The organism is Mycobacterium sp. 23 (genome assembly GCF_048287075.1).
Lineage (GTDB): Bacteria > Actinomycetota > Actinomycetes > Mycobacteriales > Mycobacteriaceae > Mycobacterium > Mycobacterium gordonae_B.
Map to the genome: position 1 here is coordinate 1,031,080 of NZ_JBLVUX010000005.1, position 26,397 is coordinate 1,057,476.

Genomic DNA, 26,397 nt, shown 5'->3' on the forward strand with positions numbered 1-26,397 from the left:
CGAGCACCGCGCCCGCCAGTGCCGAAGGTCAGCGAGGACCACCTGGAGGCTCGGCGCCGTCAGATCCTCGACGGTGCACGCCGCTGTTTCGCCGAGTACGGCTACGACCAAGCCACGGTGCGACGGCTGGAACAAGAGATCGGGATGTCGCGCGGCGCGATCTTCCACCACTACCGGGACAAGGACGCGCTCTTCTTCGCGCTGGCGCGCGAGGACACCCAGCGGATGGCGGAGGTCGCGGCGCGCTCGGGCCTCATCCAGGTGATGCGCGACATGCTCGCCGCCCCCGAGCAGTTCGACTGGCTGGCCACCCGGCTGGAGATCGCCCGCAAGATACGACACGACCCTGAGTTCAGTCGCGGCTGGGCCGAACGTTCAGCGGAGCTGGCGGCGGCCACCACCGAACGGCTGCACCGGCAGAAGCAGGCCGGGCGGATACGCGACGACGTGCCCGCCGACGTGTTGCACTGCTACCTGGATCTGGTGCTGGATGGCCTGGTGGCCCGGCTTGCATCAGGCGAGGATCCGCACCGCCTGGCCGCGGTGCTGGACCTGGTGGAGAACTCGGTGCGCACCGCGGCTGAGCCGCGGGCGTAGAAGGGCTACGCCGAGGGTTTGACGGCGCGGTGGTTGGGTCCGCCACGGCCGCGCATCACTGCTCCCGACTCGCGCAGCATGCTGTGCACTGAGCCGTACGAGCGCCCGGTCGAGGCCGCCAGATTTCGGATGCTGGCGCCCTTCTCGTAGGCGTTGCGAAGCTCGTGCAACAGCTGGTCGCGGGTCTCCTTTGACTTCCGCATGGCAACAGGGTAGGAATCCGCAACCCTTGGTGGGCCACTTTGGCGGAAATCGACCCTCAGGCCAGTTCGATGAGGTCGCGGTAATCCTCAGACCAGTAGTCCTCGGTGCCGTCGGGCAACAGCACCACCCGCTGCGGGTCGAGCGCCTCGGCCGCACCCGGGTCGTGAGTCACCAGCACCACGGCCCCCTGATAGCTGCGCAGCGCGTCGAGCACCTGCTCGCGCGAGGCCGGGTCGAGGTTGTTTGTCGGTTCGTCGAGCAGCAGCACGTTGGCGGTCGAGGCGACCAAACCGGCCAGCGCAAGCCGGGTTTTCTCGCCGCCGGACAGCGTGCCGGCAAGCTGATCCAGCTGCGGACCGGTGAACATGAAGGCACCGAGCAGACCGCGCAGGTCCTGTTCGCCGGATTCGGGCGCGGTGTGGCGGATGTTCTGCCAGACGGTCGCGTCATTGTCCAAGGTGTCGTGCTCCTGGGCGAAGTAACCGATCCGCAGACCATGGCCCGGTTCCAGGCCGCCGGTGTCGGGCGTTTCTACGCCCGCCAGCAGCCGCAGCAGCGTGGTCTTGCCGGCGCCGTTGAGTCCGAGCACCACCACGCGTGAGCCGCGGTCGATGGCCAGATCCAACCCGGTGAACACCTCCAGCGACCCGTACGTTCGGCTCAGTCCCTTGACCACCAACGGCGTCCGTCCGCACGGAGCCGGGGTCGGGAACTTGATCCGCGCCACCTTGTCGGCGACCCGCTCCTCGTCGAGTGCCGCCATCATCCGATCCGCGCGACGCAACATATTCTGTGCGGCAACGGCTTTGGTGGCTTTCGCACCCAACTTGGCGGCCTGGTTCCGCAGCGCGGTGGCCTTGCGTTCGGCATTGGCCCGCTCCCGGCGCCGACGCTGTTCGTCGGTGGCACGCGCGTCGAGGTACTTCTGCCAGGTCATGTTGTAGACGTCGACCTCACCGCGTACCGCGTCCAGGAACCACACCCGATTGACCACGTCGGCGAGCAGTTCGACGTTGTGGCTGATGATCACCAGCCCACCGTTGTGCGATCGCAGGAAATCCCGAAGCCAGCCAACCGAATCCGCGTCGAGGTGGTTGGTCGGTTCGTCGAGCAGCAACGTCGTGGATGACCCTGAGCCACTGTCCGATGCCGCGAACAGGATGCGGGCCAGTTCGACTCGGCGACGCTGGCCCCCGGACAGGGTGCGCAATTGCTGGGTCAGCACCCGGTCAGGCAGTCCGAGGCTCGCGCAGATGCGGCCCGCCTCGCTCTCGGCACCGTAACCGCCGAGCGCGACGAACCGTTCTTCCAGTTGGCCGTACTTGCGGATGGCGCGGTCGCGCGCGTCGTCGTCGGCGACCTCGGCCATCAGCGCCTGTTGTTTCTCCAGATCGGTGAGCAAGGCGTCCAGTCCACGCGCGGAGAGCACCCGGTCGCGAGCCAGCACGTCGAGGTCACCCTCTTTGGGATCCTGTGGAAGATAACCGATTTCGCCCTTGCGGGTGACGGATCCGGCGTATGGCTGGCCCTCCCCCGCCAGGATGCGCATGGTGGTCGTCTTGCCGGCGCCGTTGCGCCCGACCAGCCCGATCCGGTCGCCGGGCTGCACCCGCAGATCCGGACCGTCGGGCGAGAGCAGGATGCGCGCACCAGCGCGGACCTCCAGGTCCGTAGCCGTGATCACATTCGCTCCTTATAAGTGTTGGCGCTATTTGTCGTCGGTGAACACCGCCGGGCGCTTCTCTGCGCGTGCGGCAACCGCTTCTTCGAAGTTGGAGGTGAGCAGACGGACGAAAAGCTGTCCGAGGCCTTCGGCCTGCATGTGCCCCTCAAGGCTGCCGGCATCCAGTCCACTCCATAGCGTCCGTTTGGTCAACTCGATGCCCGGGCGGGAGAAAGCGGCCATCCGCGCCGCGATCGCGTAACAGGTGTCCAGCAGTTGGGCTCCCGGCACCTGGCAAGACACCAGTCCGATCCGCTCGGCCTCCTCGGCGGAGACGTCGCGCCCGGTCAACATGATCTCGAAAGCCCGCGACGACCCGATGGCCCTGGGCAGCAGATAGCTCAGGCCCAGCTCGCTGGCCGTCAGGCCGTTGTTGATGCCGGCCGCCCGGAAATATGCGCTGGTGGAGGCCACCCGGATATCGGCGGCCAGCGCCAGGCACAGTCCTCCGCCGATGGCCGCTCCGTTGACCGCAGCGATCACCGGTTGGTGCAACCGTCGCAATTTCAGGATGATCTCGTCGAGCAACTCCATGGACCGCAGCGCGTACGTCGGGCGGGTGAGGTCTTCGACATGCGGGACGGCGCCGGCGGATTTGTGGTCAGCACCCGAGGAGAATCCGCGGCCGGCGCCGGTGAGCACCACCACACGCACCGAGTTGTCGTAGGTGACCTGATCTAGCGCCTCTTTCAACGGCACCATGACGTCGAACGCCATCGAGTTCATCCGCTCGGGACGATTCAGCGTGATCAGGGCGATCTCAGGCCGCGGGTGTTCCAGGAGGACCAAACTCACCTTGAAACGGTAGCGCAGGCAGTGCGCCGAGCCGCGAACCCAACCCCGGCAGGGCTCAGACTTCGGTCGCCGCTTCGACGTCGTAGGCCTTTAGCTGCTGGACCAGGTCTTCCAGCGCCGCGGGGGGCAGCGCGCCGGCCTGGTTGAACAGCAACTGGCCCTTCTTGAACGCCATCAGCGTGGGGATCGACCGGATCTGGGCGGCCGCAGCCAATTCCTGCTCGGCCTCGGTGTCGACCTTGGCGAAGATCACGTCAGGGTGCTTTTCCGACGCCGCCTTGAAAGTGGGTGCAAAGGCGCGACACGGGCCACACCAGGAGGCCCAGAAATCAACGAGCACCATGTCGTTGCCGTTGACGGTTTCGTTGAACTGCGCAGCAGTGAGGTCTTGGGTAGTCACATTCGCCCTAACGCCGAGGTTGCGGTTGTTGTTCCCAGCCGTTCACAAGAGGCTGGGCGTCGTCGGCTTGTGCCGATATGCCCTGAGTTGCGTCACCAGTTCACCCATCACAGTCGGATTGGCGATTCCCGGTTGCTTGAAGACCAGGTGGCCCTTCTTGAAGGCCATCAGGGTCGGCAACAACGTCACGCCCGCCGTCTGGACCAGATCCTTCTCGATTTCGAAATTGACTTTGCCGTGCACGATGTCCGGGCAATTCTGCGCCGATGACTCATAGGTGGGCGTGAAGACGGCACACGGTGAGCACGACGGCGCCCAGAAGTAGACGAACACGTTCTCGTTGCCCCTGACCGCCTGCCGGAAGTCGGCCGCCGTCAGATCCCGCGTACATCCTGTTCCCATCAGCACCCGAGCGTACGTCAACGCGCTGCCGCGGACCGCCAGGTTCGGTTACTCAGCAGGCGCATGCCGTTGAGGGCGACCAACAGAGTCGAACCCTCGTGACAAGCCACGCCCAGGGGCAGCGGGAGCTGCCCGAAGAGATCCCACAGCACCAGGACCGTGATGAAGATGCCGGCCAGAGCGAGGTTGACGGTTACCACCCGGCGCGCCTGCCGGGCCAGGCTGATGATCGTCGGAATGGTGTGGAGTTCATCGCGGACCGTCACGGCATCTGCGGTCTGCAGGGTGATGTCGGAGCCGGCGCCCATGGCCATCGAGGCGCACGCCGCGGCCATGGCGGGGGCGTCGTTGACGCCGTCACCCACCACCAGCACCCGGTGGCCGGCGTCCTGCAGTTCACGCACCGCTGCGACCTTCTGCTCGGGCAGCAAACCGGCGCGCACGTCGACGATGCCGGCCTCACTCGCGACGAGACGGGCCGCGCGGTCAGTGTCGCCGGTCAGCAGCACCGGGGGCGCCGACGTCAACTTGCCAGGGCGGCCACGCAGTCCACGGCGTCGGAACGGATCTGATCGGTGAGCCCCAGCGCACCGACGGCCGTCCCGTTGACGACGACGACGGCGGCTGTGGCACCGGTCTCGACGAGGTGCACCACTTCGCGCGGCAGTATCCCGCGGAAACTGTGCGGACTGCAGACCTCGACGAAGTCCCGCCCCACCGTGGCGCGCACACCGTGGCCCGGTAACGCGCGGAAGTCCTCGGCGGCCGGGATGCGGACACCGCGCCGCCGCGCTTCCCCGACGATCGCCCGGCCCAGCGGATGTTCACTGAATTGTTCTGCCGCAGCTGCTAATTCGAGTAGTTTCGGCACGTCGATCAAGTCCGGTCGCAGCGCCTTCACGACGGTCAGCCGCGGCATGCCGCACGTCAGCGTGCCCGTCTTGTCCAGCGCGACGATGCTGGCGCCGGCGAGGCGTTCGACGACGACCGCGGACTTCACCAGGATTCCGTGTCGGCCCGCGTTGGCGATGACCGAAAGCAGCGGCGGCATGGTGGCCAACACCACGGCACAGGGCGAGGCGACGATCATAAAAGTCATGGCCCGCAACAGGGTCGGTTGCAGCGGACAGCCGAGCATCAGCGGGATGATGATGAGCGCCGAGGTTGCCACCACCATTCCCACTGAATAGCGCTGCTCGATCTTCTCAATGAACAGTTGGGTTTTGGCTTTGGTAGCTGACGCCTCGGACACCAGCTGGACGATCCGGGCGACCACGCTGTGCGAGGGGTCGCGGGCGACGACCACGCGCAGCACACCGGAACCGTTGACCGTGCCGGCGAACACTTCGTCGCCGGCGGACTTGACGACAGGCATCGACTCACCGGTGATGGAACACTGGTCGACCTCGGATTCCCCGGACAGCACCACGCTGTCGGCAGGTATGCGTTCGCCGGGGCGAACCACCACCCGGTCGCCCACCACCAACTGGCAGGCGGGAACCACATGTTCGGCGCCTGCGCCGTCGAACAGCACCGCCTGGTCCGGCGCGAGGCTCATCAGACCCTTGACCGAATCCGCGGTGTGTTTGGTGGCAACCTCGTCGAGGGCACCGGACGTCGCGAAAATCACGATCAGCAGCGCCCCGTCGAAGATCTGCCCGATTGCCACCGCCCCGATCGCAGCCACGATCATCAACAGGTCGACGTCGAGCGCCTTGTTCCGGAGTGCTTGCGCGCCTGCCCATGCCGAGCCCCAGCCGCCGGCCAGATAACAGGCCAGATACAACGTCCACCACGCGACCGTCGGCGCACCGTTGAGCTGAGCGGCCAGCCCTGCCAGAAACAGCGCCAGCGCCACGGCCGCCCAGCGTACGGAGAGCACCGACCACAGCGCCGCCCGCCAACTCAGTCCGCGGGCAGCACTGGCGGGAACGCGGTCGAAGGAAGCCTGCGGGGCGGTCACTTCGAAGGCGGTCAAGGTCATTCCGGCGGCCTCACAAGGGGGTGGCAGTGCGTCAGGATGCACCGAGTGTATTGACACCGGGGTCGTCAGAGGTCTCGGTTTGATTCCGGTATGTCATTGAATTGGCTTATGGCACTTCGCGATACGAAAGGCTGACGGCGTTCGGGGCGCTATCGACACCAGACCCGGCTCCAGACGAATTCCTTTGGTGGACTATTCAAATTCGGCCGGAAATTGCCCTCAAAAAGACTTGCGAAAAGGATTCATCGTTGCCGAATCGCGATACGATTCTGGGATCGCCGGCTCTTCGCTCTGGAGGTGCGAGATGTCGTTTCTGGTTGCCAATACCGATTTCGTGTCACAAGCGGCAGGCAATCTGGCCAGAGTCGGATCACTGATCAGCGAAGCCAACAACGCGGCGGCGGCCCAGACGACCGCCGTCGCCGCCGCCGGCGCCGATGAGGTGTCGGCCGCCGTCGCCGCCGTTTTCGGCGCACACGCGCAGACATATCAGTCACTGAGCGCTAGTGCCACCGCGTTTCACGAACAGTTCGTGCGGCTGCTCTCCGGCGGTGCCAACGCGTACGCCCTCGCCGAAGCGACCAACATCGGCCCCCTACAGCCGATCCTCGATTTGATCAACGCACCCACCATCGCGCTCTTCGACCGACCGTTGATCGGCAACGGCGCGGACGGAACAGCCGCGAAGCCCAACGGCCAGGGGGGCGGCATCCTCTTCGGCAATGGCGGTAATGGGGTCAATGGTGGCAGCGGAGGCTCGGCCCTGTTCTTCGGCAACGGTGGAGCGGGTGGCCAGGGTGTGCCCGGCGGCGCCGGCGGCGCGGGTGGTAGTGGCGGATACCTGTTCGGCAACGGTGGTGCAGGCGGCGCGGGATTCGCGGGTGGCGGGGCCGGCGGTAGGGCATGGTTCATCGGCGGCGGGGGCGCAGGCGGTAACTCCCTGTCCTTCGGCGGTGGTGGGGCGGGCGGCGCAGGCGGATTCTTTGTCGGCGACGGCGGCAACGGAGGTAGCGGTGGGACTACCAGCAACGGCGGGGTCGGCGGGCAGGCTGGGCTCATAGGTGACGGCGGAGACGGCGGCAGAGGCGGCACGGCGACCGGCAGCGGCGGGAATGGCGGTAATGCGCTGCTGATTGGCAGCGGCGGCAACGGCGGCGGCGCTACTGCGGGCAGCTCTCCCGGACTAGGCGGCCAACGCGGGCTGCTGTTCGGCCAAAACGGCGCCAACGGCTAAGTGTCACCCCAAGTCAGCGAGGTTTTTCCCTGGTTACGGTTGCGTACGTTTTCTCCCAGCAGCAAGACTGTGCCCGATCATCGGGCCGATCAGTCTGAGTGGAAGGAACCACATTGGGGCACTACATCGCCAACGTGCGCGACCTCGAGTTCAACCTGTTCGAGGTTCTTGACGTAGGCGCCGTCCTCGGCACCGGCAAATACGCCGACCTCGACGAGGACACGGTGCGCACCATCCTGTCGGAGGCGGCCCGGTTGGCCGAAGGTCCGGTGGCCGAGTCCTTCGCCTTCGCCGACCGCAACCCGCCGGTCTTCGACCCCGCCACGCACTCCATCAGCGTCGCACCGGAATTGGTGAAGACGGTGCAGGCGATCAAAGACGCCGAATGGTGGCGGCTGGGCCTGGCCGAGGAGATCGGCGGGATGGCCGCGCCGCCGCCGCTCAACTGGGCGGTCAACGAGATGATGTTCTGCGCCAACCCGTCGGTCTGCTTCTTCAACCTGGGGCCGATTCTGGCGCAATCACTGTTCGTCGAGGGCAATGACGAACAGAAGCGTTGGGCCGCAATGGGAGTCGAGCGTGGCTGGCAGGCCACCATGGTGCTCACCGAACCCGACGCCGGCTCCGACGTGGGGGCCGGTCGCGCGAAGGCGATCGAACAACCAGACGGCACATGGCATATCGAAGGTGTCAAACGGTTCATCTCCGGTGGCGATGTCGGCGACACCACCGAGAACATCTTCCATCTGGTGCTGGCAAGGCCCGAGGGCGCGGGACCCGGCACCAAGGGGTTGAGCCTGTTCTACGTCCCCAACTTCCTGTTCGACCCGGACACCGGGGAACTCGGCGCGCGCAACGGAGTGTATGTCACCGGCGTCGAACACAAAATGGGCTTGAAGTCCTCCCCCACGTGCGAGCTGACCTTCGGCGCCACCGACGTCCCGGCCGTCGGATATCTGGTCGGCGGCGTCCACGACGGCATCGCGCAGATGTTCCACGTGATCGAGAACGCGCGCATGACGATCGGGGTCAAATCCGCCGGGACCCTGTCCACGGGCTACCTCAATGCCCTTGCCTACGCCAAAGAGCGGGTGCAGGGCGCTGACCTGACGCAGATGACGGACAAGACCGCGCCACGGGTCACGATCATGCACCACCCCGACGTGCGTCGCAGCCTGATGACCCAGAAGGCGTACGCGGAGGGCCTGCGGGCGGTGTACATGTATGCCGCCGCGCATCAATGCGATGCTGTGGCGCAACATGTTTCGGGTGCAGATCACGATCTGGCGCACCGGGTCGACGATCTGCTGCTGCCCATCGTCAAGGGCGTGGGCTCCGAGCGGGCCTACGAGGTGCTGACCGAGTCGCTGCAGACGCTGGGAGGGTCGGGCTTCCTGACGGACTATCCGATCGAGCAGTACATCCGCGACTCCAAGATCGACTCCCTGTACGAGGGGACGACCGCGATCCAGGCGATGGACTTCTTCTTCCGCAAGATCGTGCGCGATCACGGCCAGTCCCTGCAGCACGTGACGACGCAGATCAACAAGACCATCGAGACCACCACGGAGTCGTTGAAGGACCAGGCCGAGTTGCTGCAGGCCGCGGTCGAAGACGTCACCGGTATGACGGGTGCGCTGATGGGATACCTGATGTCGGCCGCCCAACACACCACCGACATCTACAAGGTCGGGCTCGGGTCGGTGCGCTACCTGCTCGCCGTCGGAGATCTCCTCATCGGCTGGCGGCTGCTGGCGCAGGCGAACGTGGCCGAGGCGGCTCTGGCCGGCGAGTTGTCAGCGGCCGACAAGGCTTTCTACGAAGGCAAGGTCGCGGTGTCGGCGTTCTTCGCCAAGAACGTCCTGCCGAAGCTGGCCGGCGTGCGGGCGGTGCTGGAGAACATCGACGACGAGGTCATGCGCGTCTCCGAAGACGCGTTCTGAACACACAGAGTCCGCACAGCTCACGCGGGTAGACCGGATCGTCAGAAGCACTGACGATTTGGGGAGGAACGTTGTCATCTACTCGTATCGCGATTGCCGCGGTCGCCGCCGGGCTGTCTCTGGCGGCGTGCAGCTCGTCGCACAACTCCAGTCCCGCCACATCACCGAGCACCGCGGTGGCGTCCCCGACCAGTAGTGCCTCCGCGCCATCCAACGGCGAGACACAAGTCCGCGGACTTATCGCTTCCGTGGCCGGCAACGCTGTTCAGGTAACACAGCGAAGCGGTACCGCCACCGTCGATTTCACCGGCTCGACGAAAATCACCGAGGTCACCAACGCGGCCCTGACAGACGTCACCCCGGGTACCTGTGTCACGGCCCGCTCCAAGGACGAGGGCCAGCCCGCCGCCTTGGTGCGCGTCAGCCAGGCCGTGGACGGCAAATGCCCGCAAGGCAAGCAACCGACGACACCGGGCCGGTATGCGCCGATCCAGGGCACCGTGGCTTCGGTGAACGGCAACACCATCACGGTCGACACGTCCGGAGCGCCTCAAACGGTGACGGTCACGGACAAGACGAAATACACCAAGGAAGGGCCGGCCGCGTCACAGGAGATCGCGCAGGGCAAATGCATCACCGCCCGTGGCAGCGAAAACAGCGGCGCCCTGCAGGCGACGTCGATCAGCCTGCGGCAGGCCGCCAACGGCAAGTGCCCCGACGGCGGGAGCCCGCACCCGCGCTGAAAGGCGGCGCGGCGTCTAGACCGTGAAGCCGAGGGCGCGCAGCTGCTCGCGGCCGTCCTCGGTGATCTTGTCCGGGCCCCACGGCGGGTTCCAGACCCAGTTGATCCTGAGCTCGTCGACCAGGCCGGCCCCTACCAGCGCCGAGCGCGACTGGTCCTCGATGACATCGGTCAACGGGCAGGCCGCCGACGTCAGGGTCATGTCCACCAGGGCAATAGTTCCCTCGTCGCCCTTTTCCAGATTCAAGCCGTAGACCAGGCCGAGGTCGACGACGTTGATCCCCAGTTCCGGGTCGACGACGTCGCGCATCGCCTCTTCGAGATCTGCGAGCAGCAGTTCGTCAGATGCCGCGGTGTCGCTCATTGGGCAACCTCCTCCTCTTCGAAGCCGGCATGGGCCCGGGCCAAGGCATCCTTGAAAGCCATCCAGCCCAGCAGTGCGCATTTCACCCGCGCCGGGTACTTGGCCACTCCAGCGAACGCTACTCCGTCGCCGAGCACCTCCTCGTCGCCCTGCACGTTGCCGCGCGACGAGACCATCTCGGTGAAAGCGTCGATGGTCTTCAGCGCCTCCGGAACGCTCTGGCCGATGATCTGTTCGGTCAGCACCGATGTCGCGGCCTGGCTGATCGAACAGCCCTGACCGTCGTAAGAGATGTCGGCCACGGTCTGCCCGTCCTCGGACAGCGCGACGCGCAGGGTGACCTCGTCACCGCAAACCGGGTTGACGTGAAATACCTCGGCGCCGAACGGTTCCCGCAGCCCCCGGTGGTGCGGGTGCTTGTAGTGATCCAGGATCACGTCCTGGTACATCTGCTCGAGACGCAACGTCAGTCTCTCCCAAAGAATTCCACGGAGCGCCGAACGCCGGCTATCAGGCGGTCGACCTCCTCTTCGGTGTTATAGAGCGCGAACGAGGCGCGCGCGGTGGCCGCCAGGCCGAACCGTCGGTGCAGCGGCAGCGCGCAGTGGTGTCCGACCCGCACGGCCACTCCCTCGTCGTCGAGCACCTGGCCGACGTCGTGCGCGTGCACGCCGTCGACGACGAAGGAGACCGGAGACCCCCGGTTCTCCATCGTTGTGGGCCCGACGATGCGCACACCGTCGACCGCGGACAGGCCCTCGATGGCCTTGGCGACCAGCTCACGTTCGTGCGCCTCGACGGATTGCATGCCGACAGCGTCCAGATACCGTGCGGCTGCAGCCAATCCGACGACCTGCGAGGTCATCGGGGTGCCGGCTTCGAAGCGCTGGGGGGTGGGCGCGTAGGTGGAGGTCTCCATGGTGACGGTCTCGATCATCGATCCGCCGGTGAGAAACGGCGGCATGGTCGCGAGTAACTCGCGGCGGGCGTAGAGGACGCCGATACCGTTGGGCCCCAACATCTTGTGTCCGGAGAATGCGGCGAAGTCCACGCCGAGCGCATGAAAGTCGACCGGCTGGTGCGGCACCGACTGGCAGGCGTCCAGCACGGTGAAGGCGCCGACGGCCCGGGCCCGCCCGACCAGTTCGGCGACCGGCGCCAGTGCGCCGGTGACATTCGAATGATGGCTGAAGCTAACGACTTTGACCTTCGCGTCGAGCTGCAGCGAGTCCAGGTCGATGCGGCCGTCTTCCGTCACACCGAACCATTTCAGGGTGGCGCCGGTGCGACGGGCCAGTTCCTGCCAGGGCACCAGGTTCGCGTGGTGCTCCAGTTCGGTGGTGACGATGACGTCACCCGGTCCGACCGCAGCCTCGAAACGGCTGTCCCCCAATACGTACGACACCAGATTCAGCGACTCCGTCGCATTCTTGGTGAACACCAGTTCGTCGGGCTCAGCACCCACGAACGCGGCGATGTCGGCGCGACCCTGCTCGTAGGCGTCGGTGGCCTCTTCCATCAGCTGGTGCGCGCCGCGGTGCACGCCCCCGTTGGAGGTGACGAGAAACTCACGCTCGGCGTCGAGCACCTGCAAGGGGCGCTGCGAAGTCGCCCCGGAATCCAGGTACGCCAATTGATTTCCGCTGCGCATCACGCGCTTGAGGATCGGGAAATCGGCGCGGATCGCCGTGAGGTCCAGCATGCTTACGCGCCTGCGGTCGCCTGGGTGAAGCGCACGTAGCCGTTCTGCTCGAGTTCGTCGGCCAGCTCGGAGCCGCCCGATTCGGCGATCCGGCCACCCACGAAGACGTGCACGTACTCGGGCTTGATGTAGCGCAGAATCCGGGTGTAGTGCGTGATGAGCAGGATGCCCCCGTTCTCGGCTTCCGCATAGCGGTTGACGCCCTCACTGACCACCCGCAACGCGTCGACGTCCAGGCCGGAGTCGGTCTCGTCGAGGATGGCGATCTTGGGCTTGAGCAGCTCGAGTTGCAGAATCTCGTGGCGCTTCTTCTCGCCGCCGGAGAAACCCTCGTTGACGTTGCGCTCGGCGAAGGCCGGGTCGATTTCGAGGGCCGACATCGCTGCCTTGACCTCTTTGACCCAGTGCCGCAGCTTCGGCGCCTCGCCGCGGATGGCAGTCGCGGCCGAGCGCAGGAAGTTCGACACCGAGACGCCGGGCACCTCGACCGGGTATTGCATGGCCAGGAACAGGCCGGCCCGCGCCCGCTCGTCGACGCTCATCGCGAGCACGTCTTCGCCGTCCAGCGTGATCGAACCCGAGGTGACGACGTACTTGGGGTGTCCGGCGATCGCGTACGACAGGGTCGACTTGCCCGAGCCGTTGGGTCCCATCAGGGCATGCTTCTCACCGGACTTCACGGTGAGGTCGACGCCCTTGAGGATCGGGATCTCGCGTTCGCCGTCGGCGCCGCTCGGGTTGACGACGCTGACGTGCAGGTCTCTGATTTCCAGGGTTGTCATGCGGTAGTTGCCTTCTCCGTCTTTTCCAGTTCGTGTTCGATGGCCGCGGTGAGGCGCTCCCGCACTTCGGGCACCGCGATCTTGGAGATGATCTCGCCGAAGAAGCCGCGGATCACCAGCCGGCGGGCCTGCTCTTCGGGAATGCCCCGGGAGCGCAGATAGAACAGTTGCTCGTCGTCGAATCGCCCGGTGGCACTGGCGTGTCCGGCCCCGGCGATCTCGCCGGTCTCGATCTCCAGGTTGGGCACCGAGTCGGCGCGCGCGCCGTCGGTCAGCACCAGGTTGCGGTTCATCTCGAAGGTGTCGGTGCCGGTCGCCGCGGCGCGGATCAGCACGTCACCGATCCATACCGTGTGCGCGTCGGGCAACTTCGACGACGGATCTCCTTGCAGCGCACCCTTGTACAGCACGTTGGACCTGCAGTCCGGCTGGGCGTGGTCCACCAGCAGCCGCGACTCGAGGTGCTGGCCGTCGTCGGCGAAGTAGAGACCCAGCAGTTCGGCGTCCCCACCGGGTCCGGCGAACCGCACGTTGGCGGCCATCCGCACCACCTCGCCGCCCAGCGTGACGGTGACGTGGCGCAGTACCGCGTCCCTGCCGAGCCGGGCGTGGTGGGCACTGACGTGCACGGTGTCGTCGGCCCAGTCGGCGATCCAGATAACGGTGAGCCGGGCGGCGTCACCGATCACGAATTCGACGTTGTCGGCGTAGGTTCCGCTGCCCCGGTGGTCGATGACGACGACGGCCTCGCCGAGTTCTTCCACCCGGAGCTGCAGGTGCCCGTAGGCCGCAGCGCCCTGCCCAGGTCCATCGATGCTGATGTTGATCGGTTCGCCGACCTGGGTGTCGCGCCCGACGGTGACCACCGTTGCCGCGTTGAACGACGAAAATGCTTGGGCCGCAATACGATCTGCGGGAACTCCGGCCTCACCCAGGCGTCCGTCGCCGCGGCGCACCGACTCGGTCCGCACGCCGGGTTGCTCGCTGACCGTGATGGTGGCGGTGCCGGTAGCCACCGCGGTGCCGTCGTGCAAGCCGCGCAGCCGCTTGAGCGGGGTGAAGCGCCAGAGCTCGTCGCGACCGTGCGGGACTTCGAAGGCGTCGACGTCGAAGGAGGAGAACAGTTCCCCTTTGTTGAGCGCGGCGGTCATCCGACCGCACCCTCCATCTGCAACTCGATCAGCCGGTTGAGCTCGAGCGCGTACTCCATCGGCAGTTCCTTGGCGATCGGCTCGACGAAGCCGCGCACCACCATCGCCATGGCCTCGTCCTCGGTCATGCCGCGGCTCATCAGATAGAACAGCTGGTTCTCGCTGACCTTCGAGACGGTGGCCTCGTGGCCCATCGTGACGTCGTCCTCGCGGATGTCGACATAGGGGTAGGTGTCGCTGCGGCTGATCGTATCGACCAGCAGCGCATCACATTTCACGCTCGACTTGGAGCCGTGCGCGCCCTTGTTCACCTGCACCAGACCGCGGTAGGAGGTGCGGCCGCCACCGCGCGCCACCGACTTCGACACGATGTTGCTCGACGTGTTCGGCGCCAGGTGCAGCATCTTGGCACCGGTGTCCTGGTGCTGGTCCTCGCCGGCGAAAGCGATTGACAGCACCTCGCCCTTGGCGTGCTCACCGGTCATCCAGACCGCCGGGTACTTCATGGTCACCTTGGATCCGATGTTGCCGTCGACCCACTCCATGGTGGCGCCGGCCTCCGCCCGGGCCCGCTTGGTGACCAGGTTGTAGACGTTGTTCGACCAGTTCTGGATGGTCGTGTAACGGCACCGCCCACCTGGCTTCACGATGATCTCCACCACCGCGGAGTGCAGCGAGTCCGACTTGTAGATCGGCGCCGTGCAGCCCTCGATGTAGTGCACGTAGGCGTTCTCGTCGACGATGATCAGCGTCCGCTCGAACTGGCCCATGTTCTCGGTGTTGATCCGGAAGTAGGCCTGCAGCGGAATGTCGACGTGCACACCCGGCGGCACATAGATGAAGCTGCCACCCGACCACACCGCCGTGTTCAGCGCGGAGAACTTGTTGTCCCCCGCCGGGATCACGGTGCCGAAGTACTTTTTGAAGACGTCCGGGTGTTCCCGCAGCGCGGTGTCGGTGTCCAGGAAGATGACGCCCTGTTTCTCCAGATCTTCACGGATCGAGTGGTAGACGACCTCCGACTCGTACTGTGCGGCGACACCGGAGACCAGCCGTTGCTTCTCGGCCTCTGGGATGCCCAGCTTGTCGTAGGTGTTCTTGATGTCCGCAGGCAGATCGTCCCACGTCGCGGCCTGCTTCTCGCTGGAGCGCACGAAGTACTTGATGTTGTCGAAGTCGATACCGTCGAGGTTGGAACCCCAGTTCGGCATCGGCTTCTTGTCGAAGATGCCCAGCGCCTTGAGCCGGATGTTCAGCATCCATTCGGGCTCGTTCTTCTTGGCCGAGATGTCCCGCACGACCGCCTCGGACAGCCCGCGTTGCGCGCTGGCGCCCGCGATGTCGGAGTCGGCCCAACCGTAGCCGTACCTGCCCAGCGACTCGATGGTCTGCTCCTGGGTCAATGGCTCGACCGTCCGTGCGGCTTCGAGTGTCATGAGGACGCTCCTTTGGTGCTCGTTGCGGTGTGGCGCGGGCTGGGCGCCGGGCTGAGTGGTACGTGGGTGGTGCAGGCGCAGTCACCGTTGACGATCGTCGCCAACAACTGCACATGGGTGCCGAGCACCTCGGACATGGCCTGCTGCTCGGCTTCGCACAATTCCGGGAACTTCTCGGCGACATGGGATACCGGGCAGTGGTGCTGGCAGATTTGCACACCGTGGATGGGGCCGCCCACCCGGGTGGTGGTCGCGACATATCCGGCTTTGGTCAGCGCCTGCGCAATCCGGTCGGCCGTCTCTTCGACGGCCTCCGCATCGGAGCCGTCGGTCGCCTCGACCCCGGACAGAATCGCATCGATGCGGCGCCGCGCAAACGTCTTCACCGCGTCCTCGCCGCCGACCTCCCGCAGTTGCCGCATTGCGGCAGAAGCCAAGTCGTCATAGGCGTGGTCGAGCTTGGCACGGCCGGCCGCGGTCAACCGGTACCGCTTGGCGGGCCGTCCGCGTCCCACTTGCTGCCACGACGACGACGCAAAGGATTCCGCGTCGCCGGCCTCGATCAGCGCGTCCAGATGCCGGCGCACACCGGCGGGCGCCAGACCCAGCCGGTCGCTGATTTCGGTGGCGGTGATGGAGCCGGATTCGACCAGCAGGCGGACGATGGATCGCCGGGTGTGTCCGTCCGACCCGACAGCGCCGGCCGCGGGCACGGCAGCACGCGGTTCGGATTGGATTTTCACAACACCAGTGTGTCGCAATTCGGGGGATCGGTCCAGCAAGGGTGCCCTTAGGTGACGAGCGCAACAGTGTTGATTCCCCGGGCGACTAGTCTGCTCTGATGGCAGCCCGCCACCACACACTGAGCTCGTCGATCGCCAGTCTGCACGGCGACGAGCAGACGGTGGGCAAGCCGCTCAACGCCGCCGAGCACACCGCCATGCAGCGCACCCGGCTGTTCGGCGCCACCGGCACCGTCTTGATGGCGATTGGCGCGCTGGGCGACGGGGCCAGGCCGGTGGTTCAGGACCCCACCTTCGGAGTGCGGCTGCTGAACCTGCCGTCACGGATCCAGACGGTGTCGCTGACCATGACCACCACCGGCGCGGTGATGATGGCGCTGGCCTGGTTGATGCTCGGCCGGTTCGCCTCCGGCAAGCGCCGGATGTCGCGCGGCGAACTGGACCGCACGCTGGTGTTGTGGATGCTCCCGCTGCTGATCGCGCCGCCGATGTACAGCAAGGACGTCTACTCCTATCTCGCCCAGAGCCAGATCTCGCTGGAAGGGCTCGACCCGTACCGGGTGGGGCCGGCCTCCGGACTGGGCCTGGGCCATGTGTTCACCCTGTCGGTGCCCAGCCTGTGGCGCGAGACCCCGGCCCCCTACGGCCCGCTGTTCCTGTGGATCGGTCGCGGCATCTCGGGTCTGACCGGGGAGAACATCGTCGCCGCGGTCCTCTGCCACCGACTGGTGGTGTTGTTCGGCGTGGCGTTGATCGTGTGGGCGACGCCACGGCTGGCCCGGCGCTGCGGGGTGGCTGAAGTCAGCGCACTGTGGCTGGGGGCGGCCAACCCGCTGCTGTTCATGCACCTGGTCGCCGGCATTCACAACGAGGCGCTGATGCTGGGGCTGATGCTGACCGGCGCGGAGTTCGCGCTACGCGGCATCGATTCTGATCGGCCGCTCAAGCCGCAGTCGTGGCGGATCGGCCCGGACTGGCAACCACTAGGTCTGCTGCTGGGTGGCTCGGTCCTGATCGTGCTGTCGTCGCAGGTGAAGCTGCCGTCACTGCTGGCGCTGGGCTTCGTCACGATGGCACTGGGCTACCGGCTGGGCAGTACGGTCAAATCGTTCCTGCTGTCGGGCACCGCGATGGCGGCCCTGACCCTTGCGGTGATGGGTCTCGTGGGCTGGGCCAGTGGGCTCGGCTTCGGCTGGATCTACACGCTGGGCACTGCCAACGTGGTGCGCAGCTGGATGTCGCCGCCGACACTGCTGGCACTGGGCACTGGTCAGGTCGGCATTCTGCTCGGCCTCGGCGATCACACCACCGCCATCTTGTCGCTGACCCGCGCGATCGGCGTGCTGATCATCATGGTGATGGTCTGCTGGCTGCTGCTCGCAGTATTCCGCGGCCGGCTGCACCCGATCGGCGGCCTCGGGGTGGCGCTGGGCCTCACCGTGCTGCTGTTCCCCGTCGTCCAGCCCTGGTACCTGCTGTGGGCGATCATCCCGCTGGCCGCCTGGGCCACCCGCACCAAATTCCGGGCCGCCGCCATCGTCGTCACCCTCATCGTCGGCATCTTCGGCCCCACCGCCAATGGCGACCGCTTCGCGCTGTTTCAGATCGTCGACGCCACGTTGGCCAGTGCCTTCATCGTGGTTGTGCTCATCGCGCTGACCTACCACCGGCTGCCGTGGCGGCCCCTCCCCGAAGAGGACGTGCAACCCGAGCCGTCGGTGACACTCGTCACTCCGGCTGCTGCTGCGCTGCCCGGGAAGGCCACCCCGGCTCCCGAGGCCGCGCCCGACGCCTACGCTGATTCCACGTGACCTCCGTCCCCCACGACCGCGGTATCGCGGTGCGACTGCGCGGGGTGTGCAAGCAGTACGGATCCGTGAAGGCCGTCGCCAGCCTCGATCTCGAAGTGCATGCCGCCGAGGTGTTCGCGCTGTTGGGTCCCAACGGCGCCGGAAAGACGACCACGGTCGAGATGTGCGAAGGCTTCATGCGCCCGGACGCCGGCAGCATCGAGGTGCTCGGGCTCGACCCGATCGCCGACAACGCGCGCCTGCGCCCCCGCATCGGCGTGATGCTGCAGGGCGGCGGCGGCTACCCGGCGGCCCGTGCCGGCGAGATGCTCAACCTGGTCGCGTCCTACGCCGCCGACCCGTTGGACCCGGCCTGGCTGCTGGAAACCCTCGGCCTGACCGAGGCGGCGCGCACCACCTACCGGAGGCTCTCCGGTGGGCAGCAGCAACGGCTCGCGCTGGCATGTGCTCTGGTGGGACGGCCCGAGCTGGTTTTCCTCGACGAACCCACCGCGGGCATGGACGCCCACGCCCGGCTACTGGTGTGGGAGCTGATCGACGCGCTGCGCCGCGACGGCGTCACCGTGGTGCTGACCACCCATCAGCTCAAAGAGGCCGAGGAACTGGCCGACCGGCTGGTCATCATCGATCACGGCACGACGGTCGCGGCCGGCACACCGGCGGAGCTGATGCGCAGCGGCGCCAAGGACCAACTGCGGTTCAGCGCGCCGCCACGACTCGACCTCTCGCTGTTGACGGCCGCGTTGCCCGAGAACTACCGGGCCAGCGAGATATCACCGGGTGAATACCTGGTCGAGGGCGCGGTAGGCCCGCAGGTGCTGGCGACGGTGACGGCGTGGTGTGCCCGGATCGACGTGCTGGCCACCGACCTGCGCGTCGAGCAGCGCAGCCTGGAAGATGTCTTCCTGGATCTGACCGGCAGGAGTCTGCGATCGTGAGCGACGTCTTCCCGGCCGGCACCTTCACCCCGGACCCACGCCCCAACGCGGTGCCCCGGATGCTGGCCGCGCAGTTCACCCTTGAAGCCAAGCTGCTGCTGCGCAACGGCGAGCAGCTGCTGCTGACCATGTTCATCCCGATCACGCTGCTGATCGGGCTCACGCTGCTGCCCTTCGGCTCCTTCGGCGAGCACCGCGCGGCGGTCTTCACGCCGGCGATCATGGCGCTCGCGGTGATCTCCACCGCTTTCACCGGCCAGGCGATCGCCGTCGCCTTCGACCGCCGCTATGGCGCGCTGAAGCGGCTCGGGGCCACCCCGCTGCCGGTGTGGGGAATCATCGCCGGTAAGGCGCTGGCGGTGGTGTTCACCGTCTTTCTGCAGTCAATTCTGTTGGGCGCCATTGGTTTTGCGTTGGGTTGGCGGCCACCGTTGGCGGCGCTGGCGCTGGGCGGCGGGGTGATCGCCCTGGGGACGGCAGGATTTGCGGCGCTGGGCCTGTTGCTCGGCGGCACCCTGCGGGCGGAGATCGTGCTGGCGCTGGCCAACTTGTTGTGGTTCGCCTTCGCCGGGTTTGGCGCACTGACCCTCGAGACGGGCATGATCCCAACGGGCGTGAAGTGGGCGGCGCGGCTGACACCCTCAGGCGCCCTGACCGAGTCGCTTTCGCAGGCCATGAGCTTGTCGGTGGACTGGTTCGGGTTGGCGGTGCTCGCGGTGTGGGGCGGCGTGGGCGCACTGGCGGCGCGGCGCTTTTTCCGCTTTGTGTGACCTCTTGCCGCGACACTGCCACCACGCACACAAAACGCCGTCGCGGGTGTGCGTGGCTTCTAACTCGGGGGAACCGGTGGGCTGTTCGGACTCGTCCAAGCTTGTGTGGACAGAGTATGCATCGGCAGCGAGGCGTTGCAGCAGGGAAGAGTCAGCCGGTATCAGCTACGAACGCAGTACCGGGCGATCTACCCCGACGTGTACGTGCCGCATGACATGCAACTTTCGTTACGCGTTCGCTCGGCGGCCGCGTGGTTGTGGTCAGGTCGCCGCGGGACCTTGACTGGGCTGGCCGCCGCGGCTATGCACGGCTCGGACTGGGTCGACGATGACGAAGCGGTTGAAATGGCGTGGTGCAATCCCCGGCCGCCCACCGGAATAATCACCCGCAACTGCCGAATGGGCATCGACGAAGTCACCCGGGTTGCCGGTCTGCCCGTGACCACACCTGCCCGGACGGCCTTCGACCTGGGGCGGCAGCTCACCGCTGCTGATGCGATGGCGCGCCTCGACGCACTGATGCGGGCATCACCGTTTTCCACCGACGCGACGTTGATGCTCAGCACGCGATACGCCGGAGCCCGAGGCGTCCGACAACTCAGAACGCTGCTCCCCCACATTGACCCGGGTTCTGCTTCACCGAAAGAGACCTGGCTCCGGATGCTGCTGATCGACGCTGGACTACCCACTCCCGAGACCCAGATTCCCGTGGTGGTCAAGTTCCGGACAGTGGCCCTGCTCGACATCGGTTGGGAGCGGTTCAAGGTCGCCGTCGAGTACGACGGTGACCAACACCGCACGAACCGGCGCCAATACGTGCGCGACACGCGCAGATTGAAGGAGCTCGCTGAGCTCGGCTGGATCGTCATCCGGGTGATCGCCGAGGACCGGCCCGACCAGGTTTTGCGGGAGGTCGCCGCGGCACTGCGGCGCCGCGGCTACCGCGACACTGCCACCACGCACACGACGCGCCGCCGCGGCTGTACGTAGCGTCAATCTCGCTGCGCGTGGCCGCAAGGCCCGGTTCTACTACGTGACGTAGTGGTCGTTACCATCGGGCGGTGGCCGTCGGACGAGTGCTGATGCGGTTGGTGGACCTGCTCCCCAACCCCAGCCTGCGTGTCCAGCGCATCATCGCGGCGCTCGTGATTCTCACCCAGGGTGGCATCGCGGTCACGGGTGCCATCGTGCGTGTCACGGCCTCCGGGCTGGGTTGCCCCACCTGGCCGCAGTGTTTCCCCGGCAGCTTCACACCCGTCGCGGTCTCCGAAGTACCGCGCATCCACCAAGCCGTCGAGTTCGGCAACCGGATGATCACCTTCGCGGTGGTCATCACCGCGGCCCTGGCGGTGCTGGCGGTGACGCGGGCGCGCCGGCGCCGCGAGGTGCTGGTCTACGCGTGGCTGATGCCCGCCTCCACCGTCGTACAGGCCGTCATCGGCGGCATCACCGTGCGCACCGGACTGCTGTGGTGGACGGTGGCGATCCACCTACTGGCGTCGATGACGATGGTGTGGTTGTCGGTGCTGCTCTTCGTCAAAGTCGGCGAGCCCGACGACGGCGAGGTTCGCCGGCGGGTCGCCAGGCCGCTGCGGCTGCTGACCGTGCTGAGCGCGATGAACCTGGCCGCGGTTCTGGTCACCGGCACCCTGGTGACAGCGGCCGGACCGCACGCCGGTGACAAGAGCCCGAGCCGGACGGTGCCGCGGCTGAAGATCGAGATCAACACCCTGGTGCACGCCCACTCGTCGCTGCTGGTCTCCTACCTGTCGCTGCTGGTCGGGCTGGGTTTCGGGCTGTGGGCGGTGCGGGCCGGCCGCGTGGTGACGCGGCGTCTCGGGGTGCTGGTCGCGCTCGTCGTCGCCCAGGCCGGCGTGGGCACCGCGCAGTACTACACGGGCGTCCCCGCCGTACTGGTCGCGCTGCACGTGGCGGGTGCCGCGGCCTGCACGGCGGCTACCGCCGCGCTATGGGCGTCGATGCGAGAACGGGCCGAGCCCGAGGCGCTCCAGAGCTGACTCGACGGCCAGGGCGAACTCGCGCTGAGCCAGGCCTCGCGTTTCGGCGTCCAGGCGCAGCCACCCCAGCGACGGGTCGATCAGCTGGAACTCCAGCAGTCGTGCCCCGGACAGGTGCACCCGCGCGTAGAGCAGATCACCCGGGGCAGCCTGGACGGCCGCCGAGCCGATATCCCAGAGCTCGAAGTCAGCCTCACCCTGATGCAAACCGCCGTCCTGCGTGGTGAAGGCGTGTGACGGTTTGCCGCCGATGAAGATGAGCACGGTTTCCGGCTCGGCATCTGCCTGCACGAACACGCTCTCGCGGCGGCCCTTGATGTAGGCCTCGGCGTCCAACCGGTCGGTGAATCGTCGCAATCCGGTGCCGCGGGTAGCGCCGACGTAGACGTGGCCGTCCGACGGTAGCCGCATGGACTCCCCCGGCTCGTGTATCTGACCCGGCACGGTCGGTACGCCCCGCTGCGCCAGGTCCTCGAGGTAGCGGCGATCGGCGTTCCAGGCGATGACGTCCGCAGGATTCAGCAGGTGCTGCACGCGGGTGGTCCATGCCAGAAATTCGGGTAGCCGCGTGGCGTAGTCCCCGGCGTCGCGCAGAATCACCAGATGCGCGTCGGTCACGTCCGGGTCGTCCCAGGGCAACCACCGGGCGTGCAGGCCGCGGGTGCGCAGGGCGGCCACCAACCCGGCATCATCGCCGGCGGCTCGCTTCGGACCGCCCGCCAACACGATGCGCGGATGGAAGGTGTCCGGTCGGGCTAACTTCATGCCCGGGCATGATATCGGCATGCACGCGATCGAAGTCAGCGAAACCGGCGGCCCCGAAGTCCTGAACTACCGCGACGTCGCCCAGCCCGAACCTGGCCCCGGCGAGCTGCTGATCCGTTCGGAAGCCATTGGCGTCAACTTCATCGACACCTACTTCCGCTCCGGTCAGTACCCGCGCCCGCTTCCGTTCGTACTGGGCTCCGAGGTGTGCGGGACGGTGACGGCGGTCGGCCCGGACACCGGGGGGGACATCAACGTCGGCGACCGGGTGGTGAGCGCCTCAGCCAATGGCTCTTATGCCGAATTATGCACGGCCCCAGCATTTTTGACCGCCAGAGTCCCAGATGGCATCAGCTCGGAGGTGGCCGCATCGGCGCTGCTGAAGGGGCTGACCGCGCAGTACCTGCTGAAGTCGGTGTATCCGGTGCAGCGCGGAGACAGCGTGCTGGTACACGCCGGCGCGGGCGGCGTCGGGCTGATCGTGACGCAGTGGGCGACGCACCTCGGGGCGCGGGTGATCTCGACCGTGTCGACGCCGGAGAAGGAGCGACTGTCCCGGGATGCGGGCGCCGCCGAGGTACTCCCCTACCCCACCGACGCCTACCAGTTCGGCCAGCAGATTCGCGGGCTCACCGGCGGCGCCGGGGTGGCCGTGGTCTATGACGGGGTCGGCGCAACCACGTTCGATGCCAGCCTGGCGAGCCTAGCCGTGCGCGGGACGCTGGCGCTGTTCGGCGCGGCCAGCGGACCGGTGCCGCCCTTCGATCCCCAGCAGCTCAACTACGCCGGATCGGTGTACCTCACCCGGCCCTCGCTCGCCCACTTCATCCGCACCGGTGAGGAGTTCAGCGGGAGAGCGGCCGAACTCTTCGACGTGATCGGCAGCGGGGCCGTGCGGGTCGAGGTCGGCGGTAGCTATCCCCTGGCCGAGGCCGCGCGCGCCCACGCCGACCTGGAGGGCCGCAAGACCACCGGATCGATAGTGTTGCTGCCCTAGCTACCTGCGGGCCGGTCCTCGTCCCAGCTCGTGGGGATCATCGGTAACGTCGGCCCGCCGCCGAACGGGTCGCCGGCCAGGGTGATCAGGCCGGCCGGCCGGACCCCGTCCTTCCGCACGGTGCCGGTGAAACCTAACGGCCCGGCACCCTGCTCGGAAACTTCCGGCCCGTCCTCGCCGAAATCGGTTGGCAGATCTGCGAATTCATCGGCATAGCCGCGCTGCGGCTCGCCCTGTTGGCGGCGCTTGCGCGCCTTTCTGCGCGCCGCGGTGGCCGCCGCGACAGCGGCGCTGTCCGGCTCCGGGGCCTTCGCGCGGACAGTTGCGGTCGTGTTGCCGCGATGCACCGGCCCGAAGCCAACCCCGGGCCCGCCACCAATCGCATAGGGAACGAAGGCTTGGCCGGCCGGCGCGGGCGGCGGCGCCGAGGTGGAGGTTGCGCTGATGGTGCTCACCGTCGATACGGGAGCGGCCGGCGCGGCACCCGGCGCCACCGACCCGGCGAGAGCCGGGGCGAATTTCGCCGGGACCGCGGCGGCGACTTCTGCCACAGGCACCAGCTCCGGCACGACCGCCAGCTCGGTGGGCGGTATGGCGGCCAACGCCGCCAGCGCGGCGACACTGGCCGCCGCGGCGGGCAGCGTGGCCAGCGCCGACCACAATGGTGAGGACGCGATCGCGGCGGCGAGCACGGGGTGGACCGCCAGATACGCGATGATCTGCACCGGAGTGATGCCGCTGAGCGATTGCAGGGCAGCCACCGGATTGGTCAGCAACAGCTGAATCCAGTCCTGCAAACCCTGGAAATCCTGGACGAACAGGAAGAGCCGGGAGATCCAGTAGCCCGGCTGCCCGGGCACCGTGTAGGAGGCGTATGGGATTCCGTTGAGGGTGCCGGCGGCGGGATCCCAATTGATCCCGATGAGCCGCAGGGCAAATTGGAAGATCTGCTGCGGGATCTGTTGGATCTGCTGCCACGGATCCGACGCCGCAGCGGCGGAAACTATCTGCGGCGCCGGGCCGGTCGTCGGAGTTTGGGCCAACGCCGAGGCGGAAACGGCTTCGTAGGTCACCATGATGGTGGCGGCCTGAACCCACATCCGAATGTAGTCGGCCTCGTTGAGCGCGATGGGTATCGTGTTGACGCCGAAGAAATTCGTCGCGGTCAGCACGGCGTGAGTGGCGTGATTGGCCGCCAACTCGAGCAGCGTCGGCATGGCGGCCAGGGCGGCGGTGTAGGCAGCCGCGGCCACCTCGTGCTGGGCAGCCGTCGCAGCGCTCTTGGCACCCGCAGCCGTCAGCCACTGCAGGTATGGCAGGTGCGCGGCCACGTAAAATCCGGCACTCGGGCCATCCCAGGAACCGGCCTGCACTGCGGCCAGGATTGCGGCGAGTTCGTCTGCGGCAGAAGCATATTCGGCACTGAGGGCAGCCCAGGTTTCGGCGGCGGCTGAAAACGCACCCGAGCCCGGTCCGCTGCTCAGCAACGCCGAATGCACCTCCGGAGGCAAAGCCATCCAGATGGGGGCGGTCATCGTCAGCCGGCGCTGGGCGGATACCCGGTAGCAGCACAGGAGGTGCACGGCCCTGTGGGTACGACGCATAACGTCATGCCGAACACTCCTCTCGCCGTCGGGTACAACAGAATTCGATATCGCGACGTGCAGTAGCGCAAACGGAGCATGTTCGCGGACAGGTATCAGGCGAGCGTCGCCCGCTGATCGAAACGTGTTGTCAGAAGACTAATTTGGTACGCGCAGCGCATAGGTGCGGGGTTTGGATCGCGCTGGTTCTGACTCGAGCCGCGGGGACCCGCCGATCGTGAACATCACGACGCGCCACCGGCGTGTCCTGTCGTTAGGTTCACAGTCGGCGCGGCGGGGACGCTCCGGGTGGATCAGAACAGAGTGGGCAGCGCGATCGCCGAGTCCACGGCCAGCGCGCAGAAAACCAGCGCCAAGTAGTTGTTCGACTGCAGGAACAACCGCAGCGGCTTCACCGGCTCTCCTGCCCGCACACCCGCGTACAGCTGGTGGGCCATCGCCAGGAACCACACGCCGGCCACCACTGCCACCGCGGCATACAGCCACCCAGCCGCGAGCGCCAGCACGAAGGTCGCCAGCACCGTGAGCCAGGTGTAGATCACAATCTGCTTGGTGACCTGACGTTCGGTTGCCACCGCGGGCAGCATGGGCACGCCGGCGACTTTGTAGTCCTCCTTGTACCGCATGGCCAGCGCCCAGGTGTGCGGCGGAGTCCAGAAGAAGATGATCGCGAACATGGCCAACGCCGGCCAGCCGATGGTCCCGGTGACCGCCGACCACCCGATCATCACCGGCATGCAGCCGGCCGCGCCGCCCCACACCACGTTCTGCGCCGTGCGCCGCTTCAGCAACAGCGTGTAGACGAACACGTAGAACGCGATGGTGGCCACAGCCAGCAGCCCCGACAGCAGGTTGGTGGTCCACCACAGCCAGCAGAACGATCCCACGCTCAGCGCCAGGCCGAAGATCAGCGCGTTGCGCGTCGGCACCGCGGCACGCGCCAGCGGCCGTCGAGCGGTCCGCTTCATCACCTTGTCGATATCGGCGTCGGCCACGCAGTTGAGGGTGTTCGCCCCGCCGGCGGCCATCATGCCCCCGACCAGCGTGTTGAGGATGAGCAGCGGGTCGACCGAGCCGCGGTGCGCCAGCAGCATCGCCGGTATCGCGGTGACGAGCAGTAGCTCGATCACCCGGGGTTTGGTCAACGCCAGGTACGCCAACAGGACGCCGGTGATCCGGCCTGAAGTCCGGCCCGGCGCTTCGATGTCTGGGCGCCCGCGAACGCTCAAAGCATTAACTCCTCGGGAAAATCGCAGCCGCGCGCAGCTTCTACTACGCATGATGGTAGACCG

24 protein-coding genes and 2 pseudogenes are annotated in these 26,397 nt (G+C 67.0%); 10 read left to right on the forward strand and 16 right to left on the reverse strand.

All coding sequences use genetic code 11. The features are described 5' to 3' along the window. The first annotated feature begins 18 nt into the window (after nucleotides 1-18). Nucleotides 19-597 (forward strand): TetR/AcrR family transcriptional regulator, encoded by a 579-nt coding sequence (locus ACNQS7_RS05805; RefSeq protein ID WP_418011813.1) that lies wholly within the window; start codon nucleotides 19-21, stop codon nucleotides 595-597. A 5-nt stretch (nucleotides 598-602) separates the two neighbouring features. Here the strand turns inward: ACNQS7_RS05805 and ACNQS7_RS05810 are convergent, their stop codons facing one another. The 6 genes and pseudogenes from ACNQS7_RS05810 to ACNQS7_RS05835 all read right to left on the reverse strand — a co-directional run bounded on the left by ACNQS7_RS05810 (nucleotide 603) and on the right by ACNQS7_RS05835 (nucleotide 6,105). Beyond that, on the reverse strand, nucleotides 603-800 hold the full coding sequence (locus ACNQS7_RS05810; protein WP_055579443.1) for a helix-turn-helix domain-containing protein: 198 nt from the start codon (nucleotides 798-800) through the stop codon (nucleotides 603-605). Between the two features lie 56 nt (nucleotides 801-856). Further along, nucleotides 857-2,485 carry an ABC-F family ATP-binding cassette domain-containing protein gene (locus ACNQS7_RS05815; protein ID WP_418011814.1) on the reverse strand — a complete coding sequence of 543 codons (1,629 nt, stop codon included), beginning with the start codon at nucleotides 2,483-2,485 and terminating at the stop codon, nucleotides 857-859. A 24-nt stretch (nucleotides 2,486-2,509) separates the two neighbouring features. Continuing rightward, complete coding sequence (locus ACNQS7_RS05820) at nucleotides 2,510-3,337, reverse strand: enoyl-CoA hydratase (RefSeq protein ID WP_370530917.1); 828 nt, start codon at nucleotides 3,335-3,337, stop codon at nucleotides 2,510-2,512. A gap of 37 nt (nucleotides 3,338-3,374) precedes the next feature. Then, nucleotides 3,375-3,728: pseudogene (gene trxA, locus ACNQS7_RS05825) on the reverse strand (thioredoxin); the annotation flags it as partial. Between the two features lie 33 nt (nucleotides 3,729-3,761). Then, the gene (locus ACNQS7_RS05830; RefSeq protein ID WP_418011815.1) at nucleotides 3,762-4,121 is read right to left on the reverse strand and encodes a thioredoxin family protein; all 360 of its coding nucleotides are present in this window, start codon (nucleotides 4,119-4,121) and stop codon (nucleotides 3,762-3,764) included. Between the two features lie 17 nt (nucleotides 4,122-4,138). Continuing rightward, nucleotides 4,139-6,105, reverse strand: a pseudogene (locus tag ACNQS7_RS05835) (heavy metal translocating P-type ATPase). Nucleotides 6,106-6,409: 304 nt separating this feature from the next. Here ACNQS7_RS05835 and ACNQS7_RS05840 point away from each other — a divergent pair. The 3 genes from ACNQS7_RS05840 to ACNQS7_RS05850 all read left to right on the forward strand — a co-directional run bounded on the left by ACNQS7_RS05840 (nucleotide 6,410) and on the right by ACNQS7_RS05850 (nucleotide 10,025). Then, entirely contained in the window at nucleotides 6,410-7,339 is a 930-nt protein-coding gene (locus ACNQS7_RS05840; RefSeq protein WP_418011816.1) for a PE family protein, read from the forward strand. Between the two features lie 113 nt (nucleotides 7,340-7,452). Further along, nucleotides 7,453-9,282 (forward strand): acyl-CoA dehydrogenase, encoded by a 1,830-nt coding sequence (locus tag ACNQS7_RS05845; protein WP_418011817.1) that lies wholly within the window; start codon nucleotides 7,453-7,455, stop codon nucleotides 9,280-9,282. A 71-nt stretch (nucleotides 9,283-9,353) separates the two neighbouring features. Further along, a complete protein-coding gene (locus ACNQS7_RS05850; protein ID WP_418011818.1) occupies nucleotides 9,354-10,025 on the forward strand; it encodes a DUF5666 domain-containing protein in 672 nt (223 codons plus the stop codon). Nucleotides 10,026-10,040: 15 nt separating this feature from the next. Here ACNQS7_RS05850 and ACNQS7_RS05855 read toward each other — a convergent pair whose 3' ends face one another. From ACNQS7_RS05855 to ACNQS7_RS05885, 7 genes are read right to left on the reverse strand one after another with little or no spacing between them, the layout of a single operon-like run. Continuing rightward, entirely contained in the window at nucleotides 10,041-10,388 is a 348-nt protein-coding gene (locus ACNQS7_RS05855; protein WP_418011819.1) for a metal-sulfur cluster assembly factor, read from the reverse strand. Further along, nucleotides 10,385-10,858 carry a Fe-S cluster assembly sulfur transfer protein SufU gene (sufU, locus tag ACNQS7_RS05860; protein WP_310786776.1) on the reverse strand — a complete coding sequence of 158 codons (474 nt, stop codon included), beginning with the start codon at nucleotides 10,856-10,858 and terminating at the stop codon, nucleotides 10,385-10,387. The genes ACNQS7_RS05855 and sufU overlap by 4 nt, the downstream gene beginning before the upstream one ends. Continuing rightward, a complete protein-coding gene (locus tag ACNQS7_RS05865; RefSeq protein ID WP_418011820.1) occupies nucleotides 10,855-12,090 on the reverse strand; it encodes a cysteine desulfurase in 1,236 nt (411 codons plus the stop codon). The genes sufU and ACNQS7_RS05865 overlap by 4 nt, the downstream gene beginning before the upstream one ends. A 2-nt stretch (nucleotides 12,091-12,092) precedes the next feature. Continuing rightward, nucleotides 12,093-12,872, reverse strand: a complete 780-nt coding sequence (gene sufC, locus ACNQS7_RS05870) for a Fe-S cluster assembly ATPase SufC (RefSeq protein WP_418011821.1) — start codon at nucleotides 12,870-12,872, stop codon at nucleotides 12,093-12,095. Then, a complete protein-coding gene (sufD, locus tag ACNQS7_RS05875; protein WP_418011822.1) occupies nucleotides 12,869-14,023 on the reverse strand; it encodes a Fe-S cluster assembly protein SufD in 1,155 nt (384 codons plus the stop codon). Before sufD ends, sufC begins: the two co-directional genes overlap by 4 nt. Next, nucleotides 14,020-15,459 (reverse strand): Fe-S cluster assembly protein SufB, encoded by a 1,440-nt coding sequence (gene sufB, locus ACNQS7_RS05880; RefSeq protein WP_418011823.1) that lies wholly within the window; start codon nucleotides 15,457-15,459, stop codon nucleotides 14,020-14,022. Before sufB ends, sufD begins: the two co-directional genes overlap by 4 nt. Next, a complete protein-coding gene (locus ACNQS7_RS05885; protein ID WP_418015897.1) occupies nucleotides 15,456-16,307 on the reverse strand; it encodes a helix-turn-helix transcriptional regulator in 852 nt (283 codons plus the stop codon). The genes sufB and ACNQS7_RS05885 overlap by 4 nt, the downstream gene beginning before the upstream one ends. Here ACNQS7_RS05885 and mptB point away from each other — a divergent pair. From mptB to ACNQS7_RS05910, 5 genes are all read left to right on the forward strand, one after another. Then, complete coding sequence (gene mptB / locus ACNQS7_RS05890) at nucleotides 16,301-18,013, forward strand: polyprenol phosphomannose-dependent alpha 1,6 mannosyltransferase MptB (protein WP_055579457.1); 1,713 nt, start codon at nucleotides 16,301-16,303, stop codon at nucleotides 18,011-18,013. The two genes, ACNQS7_RS05885 and mptB, sit on opposite strands and share 7 nt — an antisense overlap. Then, nucleotides 18,010-18,951, forward strand: coding sequence for an ABC transporter ATP-binding protein (locus ACNQS7_RS05895; protein WP_418011824.1), 942 nt, complete (start codon nucleotides 18,010-18,012; stop codon nucleotides 18,949-18,951). Before mptB ends, ACNQS7_RS05895 begins: the two co-directional genes overlap by 4 nt. Nucleotides 18,952-19,010: 59 nt before the next feature. Continuing rightward, the gene (locus ACNQS7_RS05900) at nucleotides 19,011-19,721 is read left to right on the forward strand and encodes an ABC transporter permease (protein WP_418015898.1); all 711 of its coding nucleotides are present in this window, start codon (nucleotides 19,011-19,013) and stop codon (nucleotides 19,719-19,721) included. 105 nt (nucleotides 19,722-19,826) lie between these two features. Continuing rightward, entirely contained in the window at nucleotides 19,827-20,711 is an 885-nt protein-coding gene (locus ACNQS7_RS05905; RefSeq protein ID WP_418011825.1) for an endonuclease domain-containing protein, read from the forward strand. Between the two features lie 92 nt (nucleotides 20,712-20,803). Next, on the forward strand, nucleotides 20,804-21,739 hold the full coding sequence (locus ACNQS7_RS05910; RefSeq protein ID WP_418015899.1) for a COX15/CtaA family protein: 936 nt from the start codon (nucleotides 20,804-20,806) through the stop codon (nucleotides 21,737-21,739). Here the strand turns inward: ACNQS7_RS05910 and ACNQS7_RS05915 are convergent. Next, complete coding sequence (locus tag ACNQS7_RS05915) at nucleotides 21,689-22,504, reverse strand: hypothetical protein (RefSeq protein WP_418011826.1); 816 nt, start codon at nucleotides 22,502-22,504, stop codon at nucleotides 21,689-21,691. The genes ACNQS7_RS05910 and ACNQS7_RS05915 overlap by 51 nt on opposite strands. 19 nt (nucleotides 22,505-22,523) lie before the next feature. Here ACNQS7_RS05915 and ACNQS7_RS05920 point away from each other — a divergent pair, with 19 nt between their 5' ends. Continuing rightward, a complete protein-coding gene (locus ACNQS7_RS05920; protein ID WP_418011827.1) occupies nucleotides 22,524-23,501 on the forward strand; it encodes a quinone oxidoreductase family protein in 978 nt (325 codons plus the stop codon). On the opposite strand, the gene ACNQS7_RS05925 is transcribed toward ACNQS7_RS05920, so the two are convergent. After that, on the reverse strand, nucleotides 23,498-25,036 hold the full coding sequence (locus tag ACNQS7_RS05925; protein ID WP_418015900.1) for a PPE family protein: 1,539 nt from the start codon (nucleotides 25,034-25,036) through the stop codon (nucleotides 23,498-23,500). The genes ACNQS7_RS05920 and ACNQS7_RS05925 overlap by 4 nt on opposite strands. A gap of 362 nt (nucleotides 25,037-25,398) precedes the next feature. Continuing rightward, nucleotides 25,399-26,334, reverse strand: a complete 936-nt coding sequence (locus tag ACNQS7_RS05930; RefSeq protein ID WP_082658751.1) for a heme o synthase — start codon at nucleotides 26,332-26,334, stop codon at nucleotides 25,399-25,401. Nucleotides 26,335-26,397 lie beyond the last annotated feature (63 nt).